Source organism: Nocardia sp. NBC_00511 (assembly GCF_045161165.1).
GTDB lineage: Bacteria > Actinomycetota > Actinomycetes > Mycobacteriales > Mycobacteriaceae > Nocardia.
Genome location: NZ_CP107849.1, coordinates 5,423,063 through 5,442,748, shown reverse-complemented (window position 1 = coordinate 5,442,748; position 19,686 = coordinate 5,423,063). Strand labels below are relative to the sequence as shown.

Genomic DNA, 19,686 nt, shown 5'->3' with positions numbered 1-19,686 from the left:
CACCTGGGGTAGTGGAGTGTCGCCCGCGTCGCCGGTGACGCGCCGCGGCTGCGGGTGGTCGCCGTACACCGTCGCGAGTGGGCTGTGGACGGGGGTCTCCGGCGTCGCCGCGGCACTGTCGAGGGTGTTCTCGGGGCCACCGCCGACCCGGGCCAGCTGTCCCTCGAGCTCGTCGATCCGGGCGGCCAGCCGGGTCAGCGCCCAGTCCACCTCGCCCGCCTTGTAGCCGCGCACCACCTGCTGGAACCGCAGCGCCCGCACATCCCGGCCGCTGATGCCCACCGTGGGAAGCACGGTGGCCGTGGTGCCCTCGGGCAGCGGCCCCAACTCCTCCGACCGTCCGAAGATCGCGCTGGCAACCAGGAACAGCAGGGCGGCAACCAGTCCGACGATCAACACGTACAACAGCATCGTGAGCATGCCCCCGAGCTTAGGTGGCAGCGCCCGCTGCCACACCCGTCCCCCCGGCGGATTTCAGCCCTCGAATCCGGTACTCCCGCAAAGGGTCCTCGAACTCGGTCAGAGGTGCCGGGTGGTGTCGATGTTGAGGGACATGCCCGCGAGGCCGCGGCGGCGGACGGCGAGCTTGTCGGAGATTTCCAGGAGGGCCTTGCCGGAGGCGCTCTCCGGGGCGCGCAGCACGATGGGGGTGCCCTCGTCGCCCGCCTCGCGCAGCTGCTGCTCGATCGGGATCTGGCCCAGCAGCGGCACATTCGCACCGATGGCGCGGGTCAGGTTGTCGGCGACGGTCTGGCCGCCGCCGCTGCCGTAGAGGTCCATGCGCGAGCCGTCGGGCAGATCCAGCCACGACATGTTCTCGATGACGCCCGCGATGCGCTGCCGGGTCTGCAGGGCGATGGAGCCCGCGCGCTCGGCGACCTCGGCGGCGGCCAGCTGCGGGGTGGTGACGACCAGGATCTCCGCGTTGGGGATCAGCTGGGCCAGCGAGATGGCGACGTCGCCGGTGCCGGGCGGCAGGTCCAGCAGCAGGATGTCGAGGTCGCCCCAGAAGACGTCGGCCAGGAACTGCTGCAGCGCGCGGTGCAGCATCGGGCCGCGCCACACCACGGGGGTGTTGCCCTGGGTGAACATGGAGATCGAGATGACCTTCACGTCGTGCGCGATCGGCGGCATGATCATCCGCTCGACCTGGGTGGGGCGCTGGTCGGTGCCGAGCATGCGCGGCACCGAGTGGCCGTAGATGTCGGCGTCGAGGACACCGACCGACAGGCCCTTGGCGGCCATGGCGGCCGCGAGATTCACGGTGACGGAAGACTTTCCGACACCGCCCTTGCCGGAGGCGACCGCGTAGACGCGGGTCAGCGAGCCCGGCTGGGCGAAGGGGATGACGGGTTCGGCCGCATCACCGCGCAGCTTCTTGCGCAGTTCGGTGCGCTGCTCGTCGTTCATCACGTCGAGTTCGACGGTGATGGCTCCGGCGCCGGCCACATCGGCCACGGCCTTGCTGACTCGCTCCTGGATGGCGGTGCGCATCGGGCAGGCCGAGGTCGTCAGGTAGATGACCACGTGGACACTGCTGTCCGGGCCGATCTCGACGCTCTTCACCATGCCCAGCTCGGTGATCGGTTTCCGGATCTCCGGGTCGTCCACCTTCGCGAGCGCGCCCCGCACATCCGATTCCGTTACCACTGGCATGGGGCAAGTCTAGGAGTGCGCGGTGACGGGTCAGATGCGGGGGAGGGCGGCGGCCCTGGGAGAGACGCCGGATCCGTAGCCGGTCTCCCACGCCATCACGTTGGCGACGTAGGCCATGGAGTTGTTGTAGCGCAGGATCGCCCGCGTCTGCTGGGCCGGATCGCGCATGTCGAGGCCGCCGGAGCAGAGGTATTTGCCGGCGGTGAGCGCGGCGTCGTAGAGGTTCTGCGGATCGGCGATGCCGTCGCCGTTGCCGTCGGCGGCGTACTTGCGCCAGGTCTCCGGCAGGAACTGCATGGGCCCGACGGCGCGGCGGTAACTGCCGGACAGGCCGTCGAGATCGCCGCCGTCGGAGGTGGCGACCACGTTGTTGCCGTAGAGGCTGCCGTCGAGGATCGGGCCGTAGACCGGTTCGAGGGGGTTGCCCTGCTCGTCGGCCTTGCCGTAGGCGTGGGTGGATTCGACCCGCCCGATGCCCGCCAGCAGGGACCACGATATGCCGCAGCTCGGATTCTCCACGCCCAGAATGCGTTCCGCGTTCTGGTAGGCGTCCATGGCGATGCCGGGGACGCCGAGCGGGCCGTTGGGGCGGGCCGACGGTACGCGCCCTTCGGGCAGGGCCACCGTCTTCACGACCGGCGGGCCAACGGGCGCAACCTGTTTGGCTTCGCGGAGCATCGGTTCCGGAGCGGTCGCGCGTGGTGCCGCGTCCGCCTGGGGTAGGTGCTCGGCGCCGTTGTTCGAAAACTGTTGCTGGACAGTGTCTGCGAGCTTGTCGGTGAGGTGACCCCCGCCGGCTCCGGTAACTGTGGCCAGACCTGCGGGCACCAGCCCGGTTAATGCGATGACCGATCCTCGTCGAACTTTAGGGACCGGGGGTTTACGGTGACGACCCACTGTGTGGTGACCCTCCATTGTCATCGGCTGAGACCGGGGAGACGCAACGGAGTCCACGGTACCTCATCCGAGACCTTTCCGTTACCCCTTTGTAACCATCTCTCAGGTTTCGACGAAGGGGCAGGTAGAACGCGAGTTGCGCGGCGGCACCGCGAAACTCGCGAACTGCGCAATCGTTACGGAACGGGCGCCGGGGCCGGAGCCGGAAGCGGAATCGTGATGCCGAACGGCAGCGTGATACCGGGCGCCGGAGTGGTTGTCTGAGCCGCGTCCGGGGTCTGCTCGGCGGGCGCGACGGCCGCCGGTTCCGGGGTCTTGGTCGGCGTGACAGTTTGCTGATCCGGCGTTTGCTGAGCGGCCGCCAGATCCGGCTGCTGCGGCGCGTTCTGATCCGGCTGGGCCGCCGGCGTATTGCAGGTCGCGGCGGCCGGTTCCGGGGTGATCGGCTTGCCGTCGGGACCGAACTTCACCTCGACCTGGCTCGGCTGCTTGCCGTCCGCCTTGTCGGCGTCGTCGGGCACGACATTGCCGGGCTCGCCGTCCGGCTTCACGTCCGGCTTGGGCATCGGCGCCGGAACCGCCACCTGCTCACAGGGATTCGCGGGCTGCGCGGGCGCGGGGCAGAAGATGCCGCACGGGATCGGCGGCAGACCCGGAATGGTGATCATCACCTGGGTCGGCGTCGGCTGCGTGGTGGTGGTGGTCGGCGCGGTGGTCTCCGGCGTGGTGGAGGCCGGGATATTGGTGGAGGCCACCGTGATGTCCGGGCCGCTGACCGGAGAGTAGTTGTTGGGCACCAGATCCGGCGAGATCGTCACCGCCTGCGGGGCGCCGCCGGTCCGGTAGGCGTTGGCCCAGCTCAGCACATTGGCGGCGTAGGTCGTCGAATTGTTGTAGCGCAGTACGGCGCGCAGCTGCTGCTGCGAGTCGGCCAGATCCAGTCCGCCCGAGCAGAGGTACTTGCCCGCGGCCAGTGCCGCGTCGAAAACGTTGTTGGGGTCCGGGGTTCCGCTGCCCTTGCCGTTGGCGGCGTACACCGACCAGGTGCTGGGCAGGAACTGCATCGGCCCGACGGCGCGCACGTAGCTGCCGTCGGTGGCCTTGATGACCTCGTTGCCCGCGAGGGTGCCGTCCAGCGACGGACCGTAGATCGGCGAGACGGTGGTGCCCGCCGCGTCGGTGTGGCCGTTGTCGGCGTGGTTGGACTCGATGCGGCCGATACCGGCCAGCAGATACCACGGCAGATGGCAGTTCGGTTCCGAAGACTGCAGTGCCAGTTCGGCATTGCGGTAGGCGGCCAGCACGATCTCGGGAATGCCGAGCACGCCGCTGCCGCCGGGCAGCGCCACATCGTGCAGCGGAACGGTGCCGCCGAAGAGCGGCGAACCGTCCGCGGGCGGTGTCATTGCGCTGAGTTTGCGGGGAGCTTCCGGGGCCGCCGGGACCAGGCCGACCGACGGCACCGAGGCCGCGTCCGCGGTGTTCGCGGTCCCCGCGGTGCTGGCGGCGGCGGCCGCGAGCAGCGCGTCCGGCGCGGCCTGTGGAGCCGTGTTGTGGACTGTGACGTTGGTGGTCGAACCGGCTGTGACCAGGCCCGCTATCAACAGCGCCGACGCGGTCACCGGTGCAGATATTCTTTTCGCCACCACACAATCCCCTCAGTCGTGCGACCGAACCCCGTGTCGACACTCATACTGCGGCGGTGTCTGGGTCGGTCACTCGGAACAACGTGATCCAGGTTACCCATCGGTCAGCTTCTTGGGTATAACTTCTCGGGTCAGTCGCTGTCTTTTTGTGCCGAAATCGGAATCTCCGGGGTCTTACGATCGGTACTCTTCTTTGCTTTCTTCACCGCGACGACCTCACCGGCGACAGCGACTTTCTCCAATCTGAGCAGGGATTCCTTGATGTCGTCCAGCTCCCGGCGCACGTAGTCGCGCGTGGCGACCTCGCCGACCGCCAGGCGCAGCGCGGCCAGTTCGCGGGCCAGAAATTCGGTATCAGCTTTCGTCTGGGCCGCTCGGGTCCGGTCCTCCTCGAGCGAGACCCGGTCGCGATTGTCCTGCCGGTTCTGGGCCAGCAGGATCAGCGGCGCGGCGTACGCGGCCTGGGTGGAGAACGCCAGATTCAGCAGGATGAAGGGGTACGGGTCCCACTGCAGGCTGATGGCGAAGACATTGAGCAGGATCCAGACCACCACGATGCCGGTCTGAATGATGAGGTAGCGGCCGGTGCCCAGGAAGCGGGCCACCTGCTCGCTGCCACGTGCCATCGCTTCCGGATCCCACTCGAGCCCGCGGAAGCGGGATTCGACCGGAGTCTCCATACGCTGACGGGCACTGAGCTTTTCCATCCGATCGCTCATCCGCGGCCACCGGTCCCCTCGATAATCGGCACGCCGTGCACGTCGTGCTGGTCTTCGTCCTGCTCGCGCCAGTCCTCGGGCAGTAGATGGTCGAGCACATCGTCGACGGTGACAGCGCCCAGCAAATGATTCTCCGCGTCCACCACCGGTCCGCACACCAGGTTGTAGGTGGCGAAGTAGCGGGTCACGGCGGTGAGCGGGGCCTCGGGCCGCAGCTGCACCAGGTCGGTGTCCACGATGCCGCCGACCAGGTTGGCGGGCGGCTCGCGCAGCAGCTGCTGGAAGTGCACGCAGCCCAGGTAGCGGCCGGTGGGGGTGGAGGTCGGCGGGCGCACCACGAAGGCCATCGAGCCCAGTGCCGGGGTGAGCTCCGGATCGCGGATGCGGGCCAGCGCCTCGGCGACCGTGGTGGAGGCGGTGAGCACGATGGGTTTCGGGGTCATCAGACCACCGGCGGTGTAGGGCGCGTGCTCGAGCAGACGGCGGACCGGTTCGGAGTCCTCCGGATCCATCAGCGCCAGTAGGGATTCCGCTTCCCCGGCGGGCAGTTCGCCCAGCAGGTCGGCGGCGTCGTCGGGGTCCATGGCCTCGAGCAGGTCGGCGGCGCGTTCCACGCCGAGCTGCTCGAGGAGTTCGACCTGATCGTTCTCGGGCAGCTCCTGCACCACGTCGGCGAGGCGTTCGTCGTCGAAGGCGGCGGCGACTTCGATGCGCCGTTTGCGCGGCAGGTCGCGCAGTATGTGCGCGACGTCGGCGGGCCGCATGCCCTCGAACTGCTCGAGCAGCTGGGTGACGTCCTGACCGGGCAGGTTGAGTTCGGTCTGGGTGAGGCCGTGCACCTGCGACCAGTTGACGACGTGCACCGCGCCGCGCCGCCCGAATCCGACGCCGAGGCGGCGGCGTTCGCGCACCGCGACCCGCGAGACCACCCAGTCGCGGGTGCGGCCCTGCTCGATGCCGAGGTCGACCACCACCACGTCGACGCCCGCCAGTTGCGGCAGTTCCGGATCGGCCACCTGCACGGTGGAGTCGAGAACCTGTGCGACGGCCAGCAACTCGCCGGGGCGTTGCTCGAAGCGCCGCACGCTGATGGTGCCGGTGGTCAGGGTCAGCGCGCCCGGCTCGATCGCCTGGACGCGCAGCATTGGAACGAAAATCCTTTTCCTGGTAGACAATTCGACCAGCACACCCAGGATTCTGGGTTGTTGCCGGTCATAACGTATAGAGATCACGATGTCGCGGACGCGGCCGATAGACTCGCCGTCCGGTCCCAGTACCACCAAGCCCGCCAGCCGGGCGGCGAAAACCTTCGTCGCTGCCATATTCGGTAAGGCTAGTGGGTCGAGCGCGTCCGAAATGTCGCGCCACGTGTAGGAGTGAGCCATGACATCACGAAGGAGTGCGCTGTGACCTCTCGCCGATCGGTGCTGGCTGTGCCCGGCAGCAACCCGAAGATGATCGAGAAGGCCAAGGGACTGCCCGCCGACGAGGTGTTCCTGGATCTCGAGGACGCGGTCGCGCCGGTCGCCAAGGCGGCGGCCCGGGCCAATATCGTGGCCGCGCTGAACTCCGACGGCTGGGGTGCGCAGATTCGCGTTGTGCGGGTCAACGATTGGAGCACCCAGTACACCTACGCCGATGTCATCACGGTGGTGGAGGGCGCGGGCACCAACCTGGACGCCATCCTGCTGCCGAAGGTGATCGACGCGGGGCAGGTGCGGGCCCTGGATCTGCTGCTGACGCAGTTGGAGAAGGCGAACGGACTTCCGGTGGGCGGCATCGATATCGAGCCGCAGATCGAGAACGCGTTGGGGCTGCGCAATATCGACGCCATCGCCACCGCGAGCCCGCGGGTGCGAACCCTGGTGTTCGGTCCCGCCGACTTCATGGCCTCGATCAACATGCGCACCCTGGTGGTGGGCGAACAGCCCGAGGGCTACCAGCCGGGTGACGCTTATCACCACATCTATATGACGATCCTGCTCGCCGCGCGCGCCCACGGCCTGCAGGCCATCGACGGCCCGTACCTGGCGGTGCGCGATATCGACGGCTTCCGCCGCAATGCCGCGCGCACGGCCGCACTGGGTTTCGACGGCAAGTGGGTGCTGCACCCGGATCAGATCACCGCCTGCAACGAGATCTTCAGCCCACGTCAGGCCGATTACGACCGCGCCGAGGAGATCCTGGACGCCTATGCCTTCCACACATCTGCTGAGGGCGGCGCTCGCGGCGCGGTGATGCTGGGCGAGGAGATGATCGACGAGGCCAGCGCCAAGATGGCCCAGGTGATGGCCGAGAAGGGCCGCGCCGCGGGCATGGTACGAAACGCGTAATTATCCGAAATGCGGCAGGGCGTACCCCCGTCCGACAACGCGAAATAGCATGATGGACCTATGACGAATCCCATGGGGAACGCGAACCGGAACCGTCCGGGCCTCCCGACGCCGCCTTCGGGCTGGCCGATCGGTTCGTACCCGACCTACGCGGAGGCGCAGCGCGCGGTCGACTACCTGGCAGACAACGCGTTCCCCGTCGAGGGCGTGACCATCGTCGGTGTCGACCTGATGCAGGTCGAGCGCGTGCTGTACCGGCTGACCTGGGGCAAAGTCATTGGCGGCGGCATGGTTTCGGGCGCCTGGCTGGGCCTGTTCCTGGGTCTGCTGCTGAGCATGTTCACCTCCGGCGGCGCCATCGGCCCGCTGGTGGTCGGCCTGGTCGGCGGCATCATCTTCGGATTGATCTCCGCGACGATCCCGTACGCGGCCACCCGCGGCCAGCGTGACTTCGCCTCCACCATGCAGTTGGTGGCGGGCCGCTACGACGTGCTGTGCGATCCCAAGACCGCCGAGCAGGCGCGGGATCTGCTCGCCAGGCTGGCCATCTAGATCCATGGATGTCTTGGACAGGGTTCGGGCCGGAGCGCTCGGACATTTCGGTGTGCAGACCGCGGACGCGGCGTCGGTGACGTTCCTGGGTTTGGAGCCCATCGACATCCTGCGCGTCCCGGATGGCGAGCTGGTGCACTACGTGACGCTGGGTGGCTCCCGGCATCCGATGACCGATCCGACCGCGGCACTGGCGGATCCGGTGCGCGGTCCGCGAGCGGAACTGGTGCTGACGCTGCGCGGCGGCGCGGGCGCGGGTTCGGGTCTGACCCGGACGCTGGGCGTGCTGGTGGCCGCGCCATCGGTGGAAGGTGTTGTGCTGCAACCGGATGCGCTGCTGGATCTGAGCGAACCGCTGTGGGCCGACGCCCCGTTCACCGCGGTGCTGCTGGGGGAGAGCGGGATCGCCGAGGTGGTGTTGCCCGAACCCGCTGAGCCGGTGCGGTTCCTGGCGGCGGTGCCGATCACCGCGACCGAGGCGGCGTGGGTGCGGATCCGCGGCGCGAGCGCACTGCGGGACGCCTGGGCCGAGGCCGATATCGATGTGCGGGATCCGGGCCGTTCGGCCGCCTCGCTCTGACGAATTCGACGGTCGCCGAACGACTTTCGAGACTCAGAGCCAGTTGTTGCGATGGAAGTTGGCGTACAGCAACCCGCACAGCGCCACCATCACCACGATGACGATGGGATACCCGTAGGTCCACGAGAGTTCCGGCATGTGTTCGAAATTCATGCCGTAGACGCCCGCGATCATGGTCGGCACCGCGGCCATGGCGGCCCACGCGGAGATCTTGCGCATATCGGTGTTCTGCTGAACGCTGACCTTCGCGAGCGCGGCATTGATGAGGGCGCTGAGTGATTCGTTGAAATCGAGGATCTGCTCGGTGACCGCGGTGTGATGGTCGGTGACGTCGCGCAGGTAGCGGCGGATCTCCTTGGGCAGCGGCAGCGAGGTGTCGTGGGTGAGCAGCTGCAGCGGCAGCCCCAGCGGCTTGACCGCCCGGCGTAGTTCCACCACTTCACGTTTCAGCTGATAGATGGCCTCGATCTGGAGTTTGTTGGCGGGGGTGAAGACCGCCTCCTCCATGGCGTCCACGTCCTCCTCGATGGCGGCGGTGACGCTCACGTAGGTGTCGACGACGCGGTCGGCGATGGCGTGCAGCACCGCGCCGGGCCCGAGGGCGAGCTGGGCCGGGTCGGCCTCGAGTTCCTTGCGCACCCCGGCCAGTCCGGTGTGGTCGCCGTGCCGGACGGTGATCACGAAGTCGGGGCCGAGGAAGATCATGATCTCGCCGGTGTCGACGATCTCGCTGACCGAATTCAGTTCGTGCTCATGGTATTTCACCGTGCGCAGCACCAGGATCAGTACGTCGTCGTAGCGTTCCAGCTTGGGTCGCTGATGTGCCTGCACCGCGTCCTCGGCGGCCAGCGAGTGCAGCCCGAAGGTGCGGGCGACGTCGTCCATCAGCTCCTTGCCGGGTTCGAGCAGCCCGACCCAGACGAAGCCGTTGTGTCGTTCGCGGACCTCGGTGAGCGCGTTGCGGTACGTGCACTGGTCGTAGAGCCGTCGCCCGTCGGCGTAGAGGGCGCAGTCGACGATCGATCCCGCGGGCAGGGTGGGCTTCGCGGCGGGCGGGCGGTCACCGGCGCGTCCGGGCCAGTGGAACGACGGCAGCGGCGGAATCGAGGACACGGACCGATGCTAGCCGTCCCGGCCGGTCTGCTCCGGGTGTGGCGCAGGCAATATAGAGCTCGTGCGCATTGATCTCCACACCCATTCCTCCGCTTCCGACGGCACGGACACCCCGGCCGAACTCATCGGTAAGGCGGCCGCCGCCGGTCTCGACGTCGTGGCGTTGACCGACCACGACACCACCTCCGGCTGGGCCGAGGCGGTGGACGCCCTGCCGCCGGGCCTGACGCTGGTGCGCGGCATGGAGATGTCGTGCGTGGGGCTGGGGGAGGACGGCTATCCGGTGCCGGTGCACCTGCTGGCCTACCTGTTCGATCCGGCCGACGAGTCGTTCGCGCTGGAGCGGGAGCGGCTGCGTGCGGAGCGCGTGGTGCGGCTGCGGGCGATGGCCGAGCAGATGGCGGCCGACGGCCTGCCCATCGATCCGGAGGCGGTGATGGCCTCGGTGGGTCCGTCGGCGGGCCGTCCGCATCTGGCGCGGGCGCTGGTGAGTGCCGGGGTGGTGCCGTCGGTGGACGCGGCGTTCGAGGATCTGCTCGCTCCGCACGGCCGCTACTACGTCGAGAAGGCCGACACGCCGTTGCGGCGTGCGGTGCAGATGGTGGCGGCGGCGGGCGGGGTGAGCGTGGTGGCGCACGCGCGGGCGCGCAAGCGTGGCCGGTTGCTGTCGCTGGACTACATTCGCGAGCTGTCGGAGCTGGGTCTGGGCGGCCTCGAGATCGACCATCCCGATCACAGTGCCGAGGACATCGGAGTGCTGCGCGGGCTGGCCGGTGAACTCGGTCTGATCACGACCGGTTCGTCGGATTATCACGGTGCGAACAAGACCATTCGACTCGGTGAATTCACCACCGAACCAAGCCAATTCGAGGAAATTGTGGGCAAAGCGAGTGGGGTGCCGGTGGTCACCGCATGAGGGCGGTCCGGGGTCTGAGTGGACTCGTCGCGGGCGGCACGGTGGTGCTGGCGATCACGGTCGCCGGTACCGCGATCGTGGGTGCTCGGCGGGGTTTTCCGGGTCCCGGTTGGGCCGATGTGGCGTGGCATGTGAGTGCCGCGGTGCTGGTCGTGCTGGCTCAAATTTATTCGGATAATCGTCAGGGTTTTACCGCCTTTTTCGGGTCTCTGGTTGTTTTTCTCGTTGCCGGATGTCTGCTGTGGACACAGTGGTGGAATTGAAATACGCATAACGGTTGCGAGTAGTTGAACTGTCGTCGAACATTTGACGATATGACCGAATTCGACGCGGATGTGCTGGTGCTGGGTGGTGGCCCAGCGGGAGCCTGGGCGGCGCTTGCCGCGGCCGCGGCGGGTGCCCGGGTACTGCTGGTGGACAAGGCCCGGTGCGGCTCAAGTGGGCCGACCGCCCGCGGTGGCGTCACGCTGTGGAACATTCCGGCGGGTGAGGCGCGTGACGCGGCCGTGCGGCAGAACTTCGAGCACAGCGGCGGGCTGGGCGACCAGGAGTGGATGTACCGGGTTCTCGACGAGACCCACCGGCGGGTCGGGCAGCTGGTGCACGGCGGCGTCCGATTCCAGGGCGAGCAGGCCGGGCGCCCCGCCCGGGTGTACCTGGACGGGGCCAAATACCTGGGCAGATTGCGCCGCAGCATGATCATCGCGGGCATTCGCATCCTCGACCACCATCCGGCGCTGCAGTTGATCACCGACGCCGACGGGACCGTTTCCGGCGCGTCCGGCATCGCGCTGCAGGGCGAGTTCCGGGCCTGGACCGCCCGGGCCCGCGCGGTGGTGCTGGCGACGGGCGGGTGCGCGTTCCTCTCCGGCGGGGCCGGGACCGATGTGGACACCGGCGACGGCCTGCTGATGGGGGCCGAGGCCGGGGCCGAACTCTCCGGCATGGAGTTCTCCAACGCGTACTCGCTGGCGCCCTCGCTCGAGTCGCCGCAGCTCGGCGGCCGCCGGGTGACCACTACCTTCGCCGGTGAGCAGGCCATGCACTTCGCCACCCTCTACGACGAGTCCCGCTCGGTGCTGTGGGGCAGCGGATGCGGTTCGCGGACACAGGCTTTCGCCGCCATGGCGGATGGCCGCCGGGTGTACGCGGCCTTCGACGAGCTACCCGAGGCGTTGCGCGCCGAACTGCTGCGCCACGGCCCGCAGCGCACCGAACGGGTGCCGCTGTGCGCGGTGCTGCAGGGCACGGTGCGCGGTACCGGCGGCCTGCGATTGACCGGACTCGATTGCGCCACCACGGTTCCCGGCCTCTACGGTGCGGGCGACGTCACCACCCGGGAACCGGTCACCGGCGCGGTCAGCGGATTCGGCGGGCAGAACGGGGCCTGGTCGATTTCCTCCGGGGTGTGGGCGGGTGCGGGCGCGGCCGGTTTCGCGGCGGCGCGCCGCAAGCTGGGCAAGGCGCGTCCGGTGCCCGGTGTCGGGCTCGCGGACAAGGCGCGTATCGATCCGCGCGCGGTGGTCGGGTTGGTGCAGGAGCACACGCTGCCGTTGCGGCGCAGCTACTGGCGCAGCGAGGGCAGCCTGCGCGACAGTATCGGCGAACTCGACGGCATGTGGCCGGGAGCCGAATTCGATCTCGGCGGTAAGGGCGCGGACCGCATGCGTGCCCGGCAGGCGGCGGCGCTGCTGGCGGTGGCGCGCTGGACCAAGTATTCGGCGCTGGCCCGGGCCGAGACCAGGGGAATGCACCGCCGCACGGATCATCCGGGCGTGGGCAATGATTGGCGGGTGCGACTGGTTTCGGGCGGGCTGAAATCGGTGTGGGTGCGTCCCGAGGCGGCGGTGGAGACGGCTCCCGCCTAGGCGGCGGGTGACTGCCCGGCGGTAGCTCGTGACGGCTGCCGGGCCGTAGCTCACAGTGCCGCTTGCCAATCCGGCATGACAGCTCACCGCGTCCGTTGCGACCGTGTTGTGACAGTTCACCTCGAGCAGGTTCCGACCAGCGAGTTCCCGTTCATCCGGACGTGATTCGACTCGCCTACGCTTCAACGATGGTGAGGCGACGCGACGGCCCCGAGGGGTGATTTGGCAGGCCGTCGCAGCACCTGGCAGAATGGGTCGATCCTCGGTCGCAGCCACCGCCCGGCCCGGGACGCACTCGGTGATCACGGACCCCGGACTTGTGGGTTCCCAGAACTCACCCCGTCTGTATCGCCCGGACACACCCCTCCGGTTCTCGCTCGACGATCTATGCCGCGACACGCAACCCGCAATGCCGTAATACTTTGGGTGCGCAACGCAGTGCGGCGAAAAGATATATGAGCACCGAAACCATCAATTCAGCTATTACCGAACGGTAACCGTCAAGCGGTTGAGTCCGAACCGATCAGGAGTGAAATCGTGTCACCCGTGACTGAAGCAGTGAATGCCACCACGGCCCCCGCGTCCAATGGCGCGAATCTGGCCGACATCACCACGGAAGAAATTTACGCCGGACACCTTGGCGGCAAGCTGTCGGTCGCACTCACTGCGCCCCTGGAGACGCAGCGCGATCTGTCCATCGCCTACACCCCGGGCGTCGCGCAGGTCTGCCGCGGCATCCACAAGGACGAGACCCTCGCCAAGACCTACACCTGGGCCGAGCGCCTGGTCGTGGTGGTCTCCGACGGCACCGCCGTGCTGGGCCTGGGCGATATCGGCCCGCGCGCCTCGCTGCCGGTGATGGAGGGCAAGGCGGCGCTGTTCAAGAAGTTCGCCGGTCTGGACTCGATCCCGATCGTGTTGGACACCAAGGACGTCGACAAGATCGTCGAGACGCTGATCCTGCTGCGCCCGAGCTTCGGCGCGGTCAACCTGGAGGACATCTCCGCGCCGCGCTGCTTCGAGATCGAGAAGCGCGTCATCGAGGCCCTCGACTGCCCGGTCATGCACGACGACCAGCACGGCACCGCGATCGTGGTGCTGGCCGCCCTCAAGGGTGCGGCCGCGGTGCAGGGTCGTGACATGTCGGCGCTGAAGGTCGTGGTGTCGGGTGCCGGCGCGGCCGGTGTCGCGTGCACCGACATCCTGCTGGCCGCAGGCGTTTCCGACATCGTCGTGCTGGACTCGAAGGGCATCGTCAGCCAGGATCGCGGCGACCTGAACTCGGTGAAGGCCGATCTCGCGCAGCGTTCCAACCCGCGCAACGTGACCGGCGGACCGGCCGAGGCGCTCGCGGGCGCGGACGTGTTCCTGGGTCTGTCGGCGGGCACCATCGCCGAGGAGCTCATCGCCTCCATGGCGCCGGAGTCCATCGTGTTCGCGATGTCCAACCCGGACCCGGAGATTCACCCCGAGGTGGCTGCCAAGTACGCCGCCATCGTGGCGACCGGCCGCAGCGACTTCCCGAACCAGATCAACAATGTGCTGGCCTTCCCCGGCGTGTTCAAGGGCGCGCTGGATGTCGGCGCGCGGCGCATCACCGAGGGCATGAAGGTGGCCGCGGCGGAGGCGATCTTCAATGTGGTCGCCGGCGAGCTGTCGGTCGACAAGATCATCCCGAGCCCGCTGGACCCGCGGGTGGCCCCGGCGGTCGCCGAGGCCGTGGGCGCTGCCGCGCGTGCCGAGGGTGTGGCCTGAGTCGTGATCGGCACCGCCTGCTGGCGGGCTGAACCGGAAAAGGCGCTCGGTCCTCGGACCGAGCGCCTTTTTTCTTGTTTCGAATCAGGCTGCGGCCGGAGTTTTTTCGAGCTCGGGGCGCACCGGATTCTCACTCCATCCGGGTGGGCCGAAGATATATCCGATTCGCCCGCGCCAGGAGTTCGCCGAACGCACATCACGAAACAGTGAGACAAGTTCCGTGTAATTCACCTTGATCGGATTGTCGGTCCCGATGTTCTTGGTGAGCCCGTAGCGGATGGGTTCGGTTTCCGCGGCGAAGCTGCCGAACATGCGATCCCAGATGATCAGCACGCCACCGTAATTGGTGTCCAGGTAGGGCTGATTGGAGCCGTGGTGCACCCGGTGGTGGGCCGGGGTGTTGAACAGGAATTCCAGTGGCCGCCACAGGGTCCGCACCCGCTGGGTGTGGATCGGGAACTGGTAGAGCAGTCCGATCGACTGCAGTAGGAAGATCATCCACGCCGGGAAGCCCAGCAGCGCCGCGGGCACCCAGCACAGGCCGCGCACGATATTGGCCAGCGGATGCGCCCACGGCAGCCGAATCGCGGTGGAGAAATTGAAGAACCGGCTGGAGTGGTGGACGCTGTGCGAGGTCCACAGCAGCCGCACCCGGTGATCGGCGCGATGCGCCCAGTAGTAGCAGAAATCGGTGACGATCAACCCCGCCACCCACACCCACCAGTGGCCCGCCGACAGGTGCCAGGGCACGAAGTGTGCGACCAGTACCACCGCTGAGAACGGGATCACCTGCGCCAGAATCGGTTTCGCGACGCGGCCGATCACGAAGGTGGCGATGTTGGATGCCGAGTCGACAGTGCTCATGCCGTTGGCCGGGCGATCCGGATCGCGCCGGTTCTCGATCCACTCGATCAGCATGAGCAGGCCGAATGCCGGGAGGGCGTAGAGAAACAGGTCCGCGTTCATCGGTGCGCTCCTGCGGAGAACTCGTGCGTTGCTGGCATGTCTTCGACGCTAGTTACGCGGGGGCGGCGTGGCGTCGCGCCGCCGGGGGATTTCGCGTCCCCCACACGGGGGATCGGCCCTCGGCGCGGTACCGTGCGGCCATGAAGGAGACCAGGTCGCTGGCCCGGCAGTCGCTGCTGGTGGCCACCGTGGCCGCGATTCTGGACGGCGCGCAGATGGTGATGTGCGGGGCGTTCGGCGTCGCGCCGGTGCTGGCGACCGTGCTGGCCGTGGCCACGGTGGCCGCGGATCTGGCGCTGGCGGCTCCGGCCGCGACGGCGGCGGCGGTCGCGGTGGCGCAGGTGGTGGTGAAGGTGGCGCTGGCGGTGTTCACCCACCACTACGGGGTGTCGACGCGGGTGTTCGATGTCGGGTTCCTGGTGGCCGGGTATCAGGCGGGCGCGTGGCTCAGCGGCACGGTGTCGGTGCTGACGCTGGCTTTGCTGGCCGGTGGCTCGATGGCGGTGAACGTGATCGCGCAGTCCGGCACCGTCTCGCTGCCGCGGATGTTCGTCTTCTCGCTCGGCGCGGGCGCGGTGCCGTGGCTGGTCGGGCGCTACACGGCGGCGCGCGGGGCCTACATCGCGGAGCTGGAGCAGCGGGAACGATTGCGGCAGCAGGAGCATCGGGCCGCGCTGGACCGGGCGCTGGTCGACGAGCGGGAGGCCATCGCCCGGGATCTGCACGATGTGATCTCACATCATGTGAGCGCCATCGGGATTCATGCCGGGGTGGCGCGAATGGCGTTGTCGCGCAGTGACGCCGAGGCGGCCTCGCGGTCGGTGACGGCGGTCGAGTCGAGCAGCCGGGCGGCCATGGTGGATCTGCGCCGTCAGCTGGATCTGCTGCACGGGCGTGACGAGGCGGGGGAGCGGCAGCCCGGGCTGGCCGATATCGAGGATCTGGTGTGCCGGGTCCGGGAGGCGGGATCCGATCTGCGCGTGCGGATTTCGGGTGAGCCGCCGGTGCTGCCGGAGTCGCTGGACGTGATGCTCTACCGCGTGGTGCAGGAGCTGCTCACCAATGCGCTGCGGCACGGCCGCAATCCGGCGGAGTTGGAGATCGGCTATCACGCCGGGCGGGTGGAGCTCCGCGAGACCAATCCGGTGCTGTCGGTGCAGCCGCCCGGCGACGGGGGCGTGCATCGTGGACTCGACGGTATCCGCCGTCGGGTCGAATTGTTCGACGGCACCGTGCACTACGGTGTCGAGCCCGGCGAGAACCGCTGGGAAATCCTGGTTTCCGTCCCGATCGGAGCGGCATGAGCATCACCATCCTGATCGCCGACGACCACACCGTGTTCCGTTCCGGCCTGCGGGCCGTGGTGGACGCGCACCCCGATCTGGAGTGCGTGGCGGAGGTGGGCGACGGTCGCGCCGCCATCGAGGCGGCCGCGCGCACCCGCCCCGATGTGGCGATCCTCGACGTGCGCATGCCGAAGCTGGACGGGCTGGCCGCCACCGAGGCCATCGTCGCGGCGGGCGGCACCCGCGTGCTGGTGCTCACCACCTACGACAGCGAAAACAACCTGCACCGTGCGCTTTCCGCCGGCGCCAGCGGGTTCCTGCTCAAGAGTCTGCCGCCGGAGGAACTGGTGGCCGCGATCCGGGTGGCGGTGCGGGGCGACGCGGTCATCGACCCGTCCATGACTCGCCGCCTTGCCGCCCGCTTGGTCACCGGCATCGCGCCACCGGTCGAGTCTCCGGAACTGACACAGCTCACCGCACGCGAGCGTGAGGTGCTGCTATTGGTGGCGGATGCCCGCAGCAACAGTGAGATCGCCTCCGCGCTGGGGGTGGGCGAGGAGACTGTGAAGACCCACGTCTCCCGGGTGCTCGCGAAACTCGGTGTCCGAGACCGCATCCACGCCGTCGTTTACGCCCACGAGCACGGTCTGGTTCGCGGCAGCTGACACTGGCGTCGCCATGCCGAACATGCACTGGCATGCGCGGATGCTCACCTCCCGCGCGCGAATCATCCTGAGCCGAGCGGTATTCAGCTTGTGCTGCTCACCTCTTGCCGTTGTGGGCGCGGTGGAGAGGCCGACGCGTCAGCAGGGCTTGCGGACGCGCGAAGGCCCGGCCGAGTGGGCCGGGCCTTCGCTGCGCGGGCTGCTACTTCTGGCGACCGCACGCCTTGTGGTAGTCGATGACCGACTGTCGTGCGGCCCGCAGGTCCTGCGCCTCCTGGCGGTTGGCCTGCCGCCACGACTTCAGTTCGGCGCGGCGCTGATCCTTCGGCAGCGCCTTCACCTTGGCCAGTTCGGCGGCGACGTCGGGGTGCCCGGCCAGGTAGGCGGCGACCTTCGGGGCCGCGTCGGCGCGGGCGGCGGCGATCCCGGCCGGACCGCACTGCGGGGTGTCGGCGGAGGCCGTGCCGGGCACCGCGAGGGCGATCAGGGTGACGCCGGCGGCGCCGACCAGGGTCGCGGCGAGGGTGCGTTTCATGCTCACTCCAGGTTCGGGTCGTCGTTGATTCCCCATCGAATCTGCCCGTGAATCCTGAAGCTGCCCTGAAGACCGGACCTTCTTCAGCCGATCTTCAGCTACGTGCCCGCAATCGGGGTGGTGTGGGCGGACTTTGCGATCGCTGCCTGGTCAGCGCGGAATCGGTGCGGTCAGCGCGTCGGGTGTTCCCAGCGGCAGGCGTAGCACGAAGACCGCGCCCGGTTGATCGGAAGGTGGTGCGGCGCAGTACAGGTCGCCGCCGTGGGCACGGGCCAGGCCGCGGGCGATGGACAGGCCGAGGCCGGAGCCATCCGGGCGGTGGTCGCGGGCGGTGTCGAGGCGGACCAGGCGGTCGAAGACGCGTTCGCGGTCCGATTCGGGGATGCCCGGCCCGGTGTCGGAGACGGTCAGGTCGGCTCCGGTCGGGCCGGTGGCGATGTGCACGCTGATCGCGCCGTGCTCCTTCATGGCCTGGGCGGCGTTGGAGATCAGGTTGGTGAGGATCTGGGTGACGCGTCCGGGGTCGGCGCTCACGGTGACCGGGTCGCCGGTGAGCCGGAAGTCGATGTCGGGGTGCAGCATTCGCATGCGGTCGAGCTGGGTGGCGGCCAGGGCGCGCAGGTCGACGGTTTCGTGGCGCAGGTGCAGTCCGGCGTCGATGCGGGCCAGGTCGAGGAGGTCGTCGACGAGGCGTCCGGCGCGCTGGGTTTCGCGGACCAGGAGCAGCAGCATGCGCTGGCGTTCCTCCGGGTCGGCGTCGGCGGGTTGCTGGAACACGGCCTCGGCCAGTGAGCGGACGCCGGTGATGGGGGTGCGCAGTTCGTGGGCGGCGTCACCGACGAAGGAGCGGATGCGCTGTTCGGAGGCGCGGGCGCGGGCCTCGGCGGCGGCGGTGTCGCGCAGTGCGCCCTCGAGGGTGTCCAGCATTTCGTCGAAAGCGGCTGCGGTGCGGCCCAATTCGGTGTCGGTGCGGGCGGGTTCGAGGCGGCGTCCGAGGTGTCCGTGGGCGATGTCGCGGGCCAGCCGGGTCATGGTGTCGAGGGGTTGCAGAGCGCGCCGGATGCCGAACCACAGGCCGATCACGATGACGGTGATGGCGGTCGCGGTGGCCAGCGTGAGCAGGATGCCCAGCCGGTTCTGTACGCGCGCCAGCAGCGGGGTGTCGATCTGCAGGGTGAGCCGGGCGTCGTTGGCGGTGCCGGGGCCGGTCAGCCGGATGGTGCGGTTCTTGGTGCTGGAGTCCTCGGCGACGCGTTTGGCGAGGCTGCCGTAGGTGTGGCCGTCGGTGAGCACGAGCCGGGCGCGCACCGAGTGGGTGTCGACGCGCGCGATCAGATCTTCCGGGGCGACGCCCTGCTGGGCGAGGGTGCGGGCCAGTTGCGCGCGATCGGTGAGCACGGTGTTCTCGCTGCGGGTGAGCACCAGCGCGAACAGGCTGTGCACGATCACCGCCACCAGCACCAGTGTGACGCCGGAAACCGCTGCGGCGGTGAGGGTTACCCGGCCGCGCAGCGACAGTGTCTTCACCGGGGGACTCGCAGCGAGTAGCCGAGGCCGCGCACGGTGTGCACCACGCGTTCGCCGTGTTCCTCGAGTTTGCGGCGCAGTGCGCTCACGTGCACCTCGACCAGGTTGGGGTCATAGTCCTCGTATCCCCAGACGGCGGTGAGGATCTGGGTCTTGGTGACCACCCGGTCGCGTTGCGCGGCCAGGTAGGCGAGGAGTTTGAATTCGGTGGCGGTGAGGGTGAGTTCGGCTCCCGCGCGGCGGGCGGCTCCGGCCTCCACGTCCACTTCCAGATCACCGATCATGATGCGGCTCTGCAGTTTCCCCATCCGCCGCAACAGTGCGTCGACGCGGGCCACCAGTTCGGTGAGGTCGAACGGTTTCACCACGTAGTCGTCGGATCCGGCGCGCAGCCCGCGCACCCGGTCCTCGACGCCGTCGCGCGCGGTGAGCATGACCACCCCCGCCGTGGATCTGGCCCGCACCGACTCGAGTAGCGCGAACCCGTCGCGACCGGGCAGCGTGACATCGAGGACCACCACGTCGGGCCGGAACTGGGCCAGGTCCTGTTCCAGCAGCCCGCCGTCGCCGCGGCCCAGCACATCGTGTCCGGCCGAGGTCAGCCCGGCGCTGACCGCCGCTCGAATGGCTTCGGCGTCCTCGATGACCAGAATGCGTCCCGCTAGCACCCGG

The 19,686-nt window shown here is 68.7% G+C and carries 19 protein-coding genes and 1 pseudogene; 9 read left to right on the top strand and 11 right to left on the bottom strand.

Going from position 1 to position 19,686, the window contains the following annotated elements; all coding sequences use genetic code 11:
• Window positions 1–146 precede the first annotated feature (146 nt).
• From OG300_RS25490 to OG300_RS25465, 6 genes and pseudogenes are all read right to left on the bottom strand, one after another.
• Window positions 147–420, bottom strand: a pseudogene (locus OG300_RS25490) (DivIVA domain-containing protein); the annotation flags it as partial.
• A gap of 99 nt (window positions 421–519) precedes the next feature.
• The gene (locus OG300_RS25485; protein ID WP_405485563.1) at window positions 520–1,656 is read right to left on the bottom strand and encodes an Mrp/NBP35 family ATP-binding protein; all 1,137 of its coding nucleotides are present in this window, start codon (window positions 1,654–1,656) and stop codon (window positions 520–522) included.
• Between the two features lie 30 nt (window positions 1,657–1,686).
• Window positions 1,687–2,553 (bottom strand): lytic murein transglycosylase, encoded by an 867-nt coding sequence (locus tag OG300_RS25480; RefSeq protein ID WP_405498672.1) that lies wholly within the window; start codon window positions 2,551–2,553, stop codon window positions 1,687–1,689.
• A gap of 176 nt (window positions 2,554–2,729) precedes the next feature.
• Window positions 2,730–4,175 carry a lytic murein transglycosylase gene (locus tag OG300_RS25475; RefSeq protein ID WP_405485562.1) on the bottom strand — a complete coding sequence of 482 codons (1,446 nt, stop codon included), beginning with the start codon at window positions 4,173–4,175 and terminating at the stop codon, window positions 2,730–2,732.
• Window positions 4,176–4,330: 155 nt separating this feature from the next.
• Window positions 4,331–4,906 (bottom strand): DUF1003 domain-containing protein, encoded by a 576-nt coding sequence (locus tag OG300_RS25470; protein ID WP_405498671.1) that lies wholly within the window; start codon window positions 4,904–4,906, stop codon window positions 4,331–4,333.
• Between the two features lie 8 nt (window positions 4,907–4,914).
• The gene (locus tag OG300_RS25465) at window positions 4,915–6,240 is read right to left on the bottom strand and encodes a magnesium transporter MgtE N-terminal domain-containing protein (protein ID WP_405485561.1); all 1,326 of its coding nucleotides are present in this window, start codon (window positions 6,238–6,240) and stop codon (window positions 4,915–4,917) included.
• 84 nt (window positions 6,241–6,324) lie between these two features.
• Here OG300_RS25465 and OG300_RS25460 point away from each other — a divergent pair, with 84 nt between their 5' ends.
• The 3 genes from OG300_RS25460 to OG300_RS25450 are packed head-to-tail and all read left to right on the top strand — an operon-like array spanning window position 6,325 to window position 8,383.
• Window positions 6,325–7,251: an HpcH/HpaI aldolase/citrate lyase family protein gene (locus tag OG300_RS25460; protein WP_405485560.1), complete on the top strand. Its 927-nt coding sequence runs from the start codon at window positions 6,325–6,327 to the stop codon at window positions 7,249–7,251.
• Window positions 7,252–7,311: 60 nt separating this feature from the next.
• Window positions 7,312–7,803, top strand: a complete 492-nt coding sequence (locus OG300_RS25455) for a general stress protein (protein ID WP_405485559.1) — start codon at window positions 7,312–7,314, stop codon at window positions 7,801–7,803.
• A gap of 4 nt (window positions 7,804–7,807) precedes the next feature.
• The gene (locus OG300_RS25450; RefSeq protein WP_405485558.1) at window positions 7,808–8,383 is read left to right on the top strand and encodes a suppressor of fused domain protein; all 576 of its coding nucleotides are present in this window, start codon (window positions 7,808–7,810) and stop codon (window positions 8,381–8,383) included.
• A 33-nt stretch (window positions 8,384–8,416) separates the two neighbouring features.
• Here the strand turns inward: OG300_RS25450 and corA are convergent, their stop codons facing one another.
• Window positions 8,417–9,487 (bottom strand): magnesium/cobalt transporter CorA, encoded by a 1,071-nt coding sequence (gene corA, locus OG300_RS25445; protein ID WP_405498670.1) that lies wholly within the window; start codon window positions 9,485–9,487, stop codon window positions 8,417–8,419.
• A gap of 70 nt (window positions 9,488–9,557) precedes the next feature.
• Here corA and OG300_RS25440 point away from each other — a divergent pair, with 70 nt between their 5' ends.
• The 4 genes from OG300_RS25440 (at window position 9,558) to OG300_RS25425 (ending at window position 14,035) form a co-directional block, all read left to right on the top strand.
• Window positions 9,558–10,412 carry a PHP domain-containing protein gene (locus tag OG300_RS25440; protein ID WP_405485557.1) on the top strand — a complete coding sequence of 285 codons (855 nt, stop codon included), beginning with the start codon at window positions 9,558–9,560 and terminating at the stop codon, window positions 10,410–10,412.
• A 41-nt stretch (window positions 10,413–10,453) separates the two neighbouring features.
• The gene (locus OG300_RS25435) at window positions 10,454–10,675 is read left to right on the top strand and encodes a hypothetical protein (protein WP_405485556.1); all 222 of its coding nucleotides are present in this window, start codon (window positions 10,454–10,456) and stop codon (window positions 10,673–10,675) included.
• A gap of 51 nt (window positions 10,676–10,726) precedes the next feature.
• The gene (locus OG300_RS25430; RefSeq protein WP_405485555.1) at window positions 10,727–12,280 is read left to right on the top strand and encodes an FAD-binding protein; all 1,554 of its coding nucleotides are present in this window, start codon (window positions 10,727–10,729) and stop codon (window positions 12,278–12,280) included.
• 537 nt (window positions 12,281–12,817) lie between these two features.
• Window positions 12,818–14,035 carry an NADP-dependent malic enzyme gene (locus tag OG300_RS25425; protein WP_405485554.1) on the top strand — a complete coding sequence of 406 codons (1,218 nt, stop codon included), beginning with the start codon at window positions 12,818–12,820 and terminating at the stop codon, window positions 14,033–14,035.
• An 84-nt stretch (window positions 14,036–14,119) separates the two neighbouring features.
• Here the strand turns inward: OG300_RS25425 and OG300_RS25420 are convergent, their stop codons facing one another.
• A complete protein-coding gene (locus OG300_RS25420; protein WP_405485553.1) occupies window positions 14,120–15,001 on the bottom strand; it encodes a sterol desaturase family protein in 882 nt (293 codons plus the stop codon).
• A gap of 140 nt (window positions 15,002–15,141) precedes the next feature.
• Here OG300_RS25420 and OG300_RS25415 point away from each other — a divergent pair, with 140 nt between their 5' ends.
• Entirely contained in the window at window positions 15,142–16,305 is a 1,164-nt protein-coding gene (locus OG300_RS25415; protein WP_405485552.1) for a sensor histidine kinase, read from the top strand.
• Complete coding sequence (locus OG300_RS25410) at window positions 16,302–16,952, top strand: response regulator (protein WP_405485551.1); 651 nt, start codon at window positions 16,302–16,304, stop codon at window positions 16,950–16,952. Before OG300_RS25415 ends, OG300_RS25410 begins: the two co-directional genes overlap by 4 nt.
• Before the next feature lie 202 nt (window positions 16,953–17,154).
• Here the strand turns inward: OG300_RS25410 and OG300_RS25405 are convergent, their stop codons facing one another.
• From OG300_RS25405 to OG300_RS25395, 3 genes are all read right to left on the bottom strand, one after another.
• Window positions 17,155–17,487: a hemophore-related protein gene (locus OG300_RS25405; RefSeq protein ID WP_405485550.1), complete on the bottom strand. Its 333-nt coding sequence runs from the start codon at window positions 17,485–17,487 to the stop codon at window positions 17,155–17,157.
• Between the two features lie 150 nt (window positions 17,488–17,637).
• Window positions 17,638–19,014 (bottom strand): sensor histidine kinase, encoded by a 1,377-nt coding sequence (locus OG300_RS25400; RefSeq protein WP_405485549.1) that lies wholly within the window; start codon window positions 19,012–19,014, stop codon window positions 17,638–17,640.
• Window positions 19,011–19,682 (bottom strand): response regulator transcription factor, encoded by a 672-nt coding sequence (locus OG300_RS25395; RefSeq protein WP_405485548.1) that lies wholly within the window; start codon window positions 19,680–19,682, stop codon window positions 19,011–19,013. Before OG300_RS25395 ends, OG300_RS25400 begins: the two co-directional genes overlap by 4 nt.
• Window positions 19,683–19,686: the final 4 nt, after the last annotated feature.

Excerpts from the sequence above, each read along its gene's own strand:
- OG300_RS25485 (WP_405485563.1), bottom strand. The coding sequence starts at position 1,656 with ATGCCAGTGGTAACGGAATCGGATGTGCGGGGCGCGCTCGCGAAGGTG.
- OG300_RS25455 (WP_405485559.1), top strand. The coding sequence starts at position 7,312 with ATGACGAATCCCATGGGGAACGCGAACCGGAACCGTCCGGGCCTCCCG.
- OG300_RS25415 (WP_405485552.1), top strand. The coding sequence starts at position 15,142 with ATGAAGGAGACCAGGTCGCTGGCCCGGCAGTCGCTGCTGGTGGCCACC.
- OG300_RS25410 (WP_405485551.1), top strand. The coding sequence starts at position 16,302 with ATGAGCATCACCATCCTGATCGCCGACGACCACACCGTGTTCCGTTCC.
- OG300_RS25405 (WP_405485550.1), bottom strand. The coding sequence starts at position 17,487 with ATGAAACGCACCCTCGCCGCGACCCTGGTCGGCGCCGCCGGCGTCACC.
- OG300_RS25465 (WP_405485561.1), bottom strand. The coding sequence starts at position 6,240 with ATGGCAGCGACGAAGGTTTTCGCCGCCCGGCTGGCGGGCTTGGTGGTA.
- OG300_RS25420 (WP_405485553.1), bottom strand. The coding sequence starts at position 15,001 with ATGAACGCGGACCTGTTTCTCTACGCCCTCCCGGCATTCGGCCTGCTC.
- OG300_RS25450 (WP_405485558.1), top strand. The coding sequence starts at position 7,808 with ATGGATGTCTTGGACAGGGTTCGGGCCGGAGCGCTCGGACATTTCGGT.
- OG300_RS25430 (WP_405485555.1), top strand. The coding sequence starts at position 10,727 with ATGACCGAATTCGACGCGGATGTGCTGGTGCTGGGTGGTGGCCCAGCG.
- OG300_RS25470 (WP_405498671.1), bottom strand. The coding sequence starts at position 4,906 with ATGGAAAAGCTCAGTGCCCGTCAGCGTATGGAGACTCCGGTCGAATCC.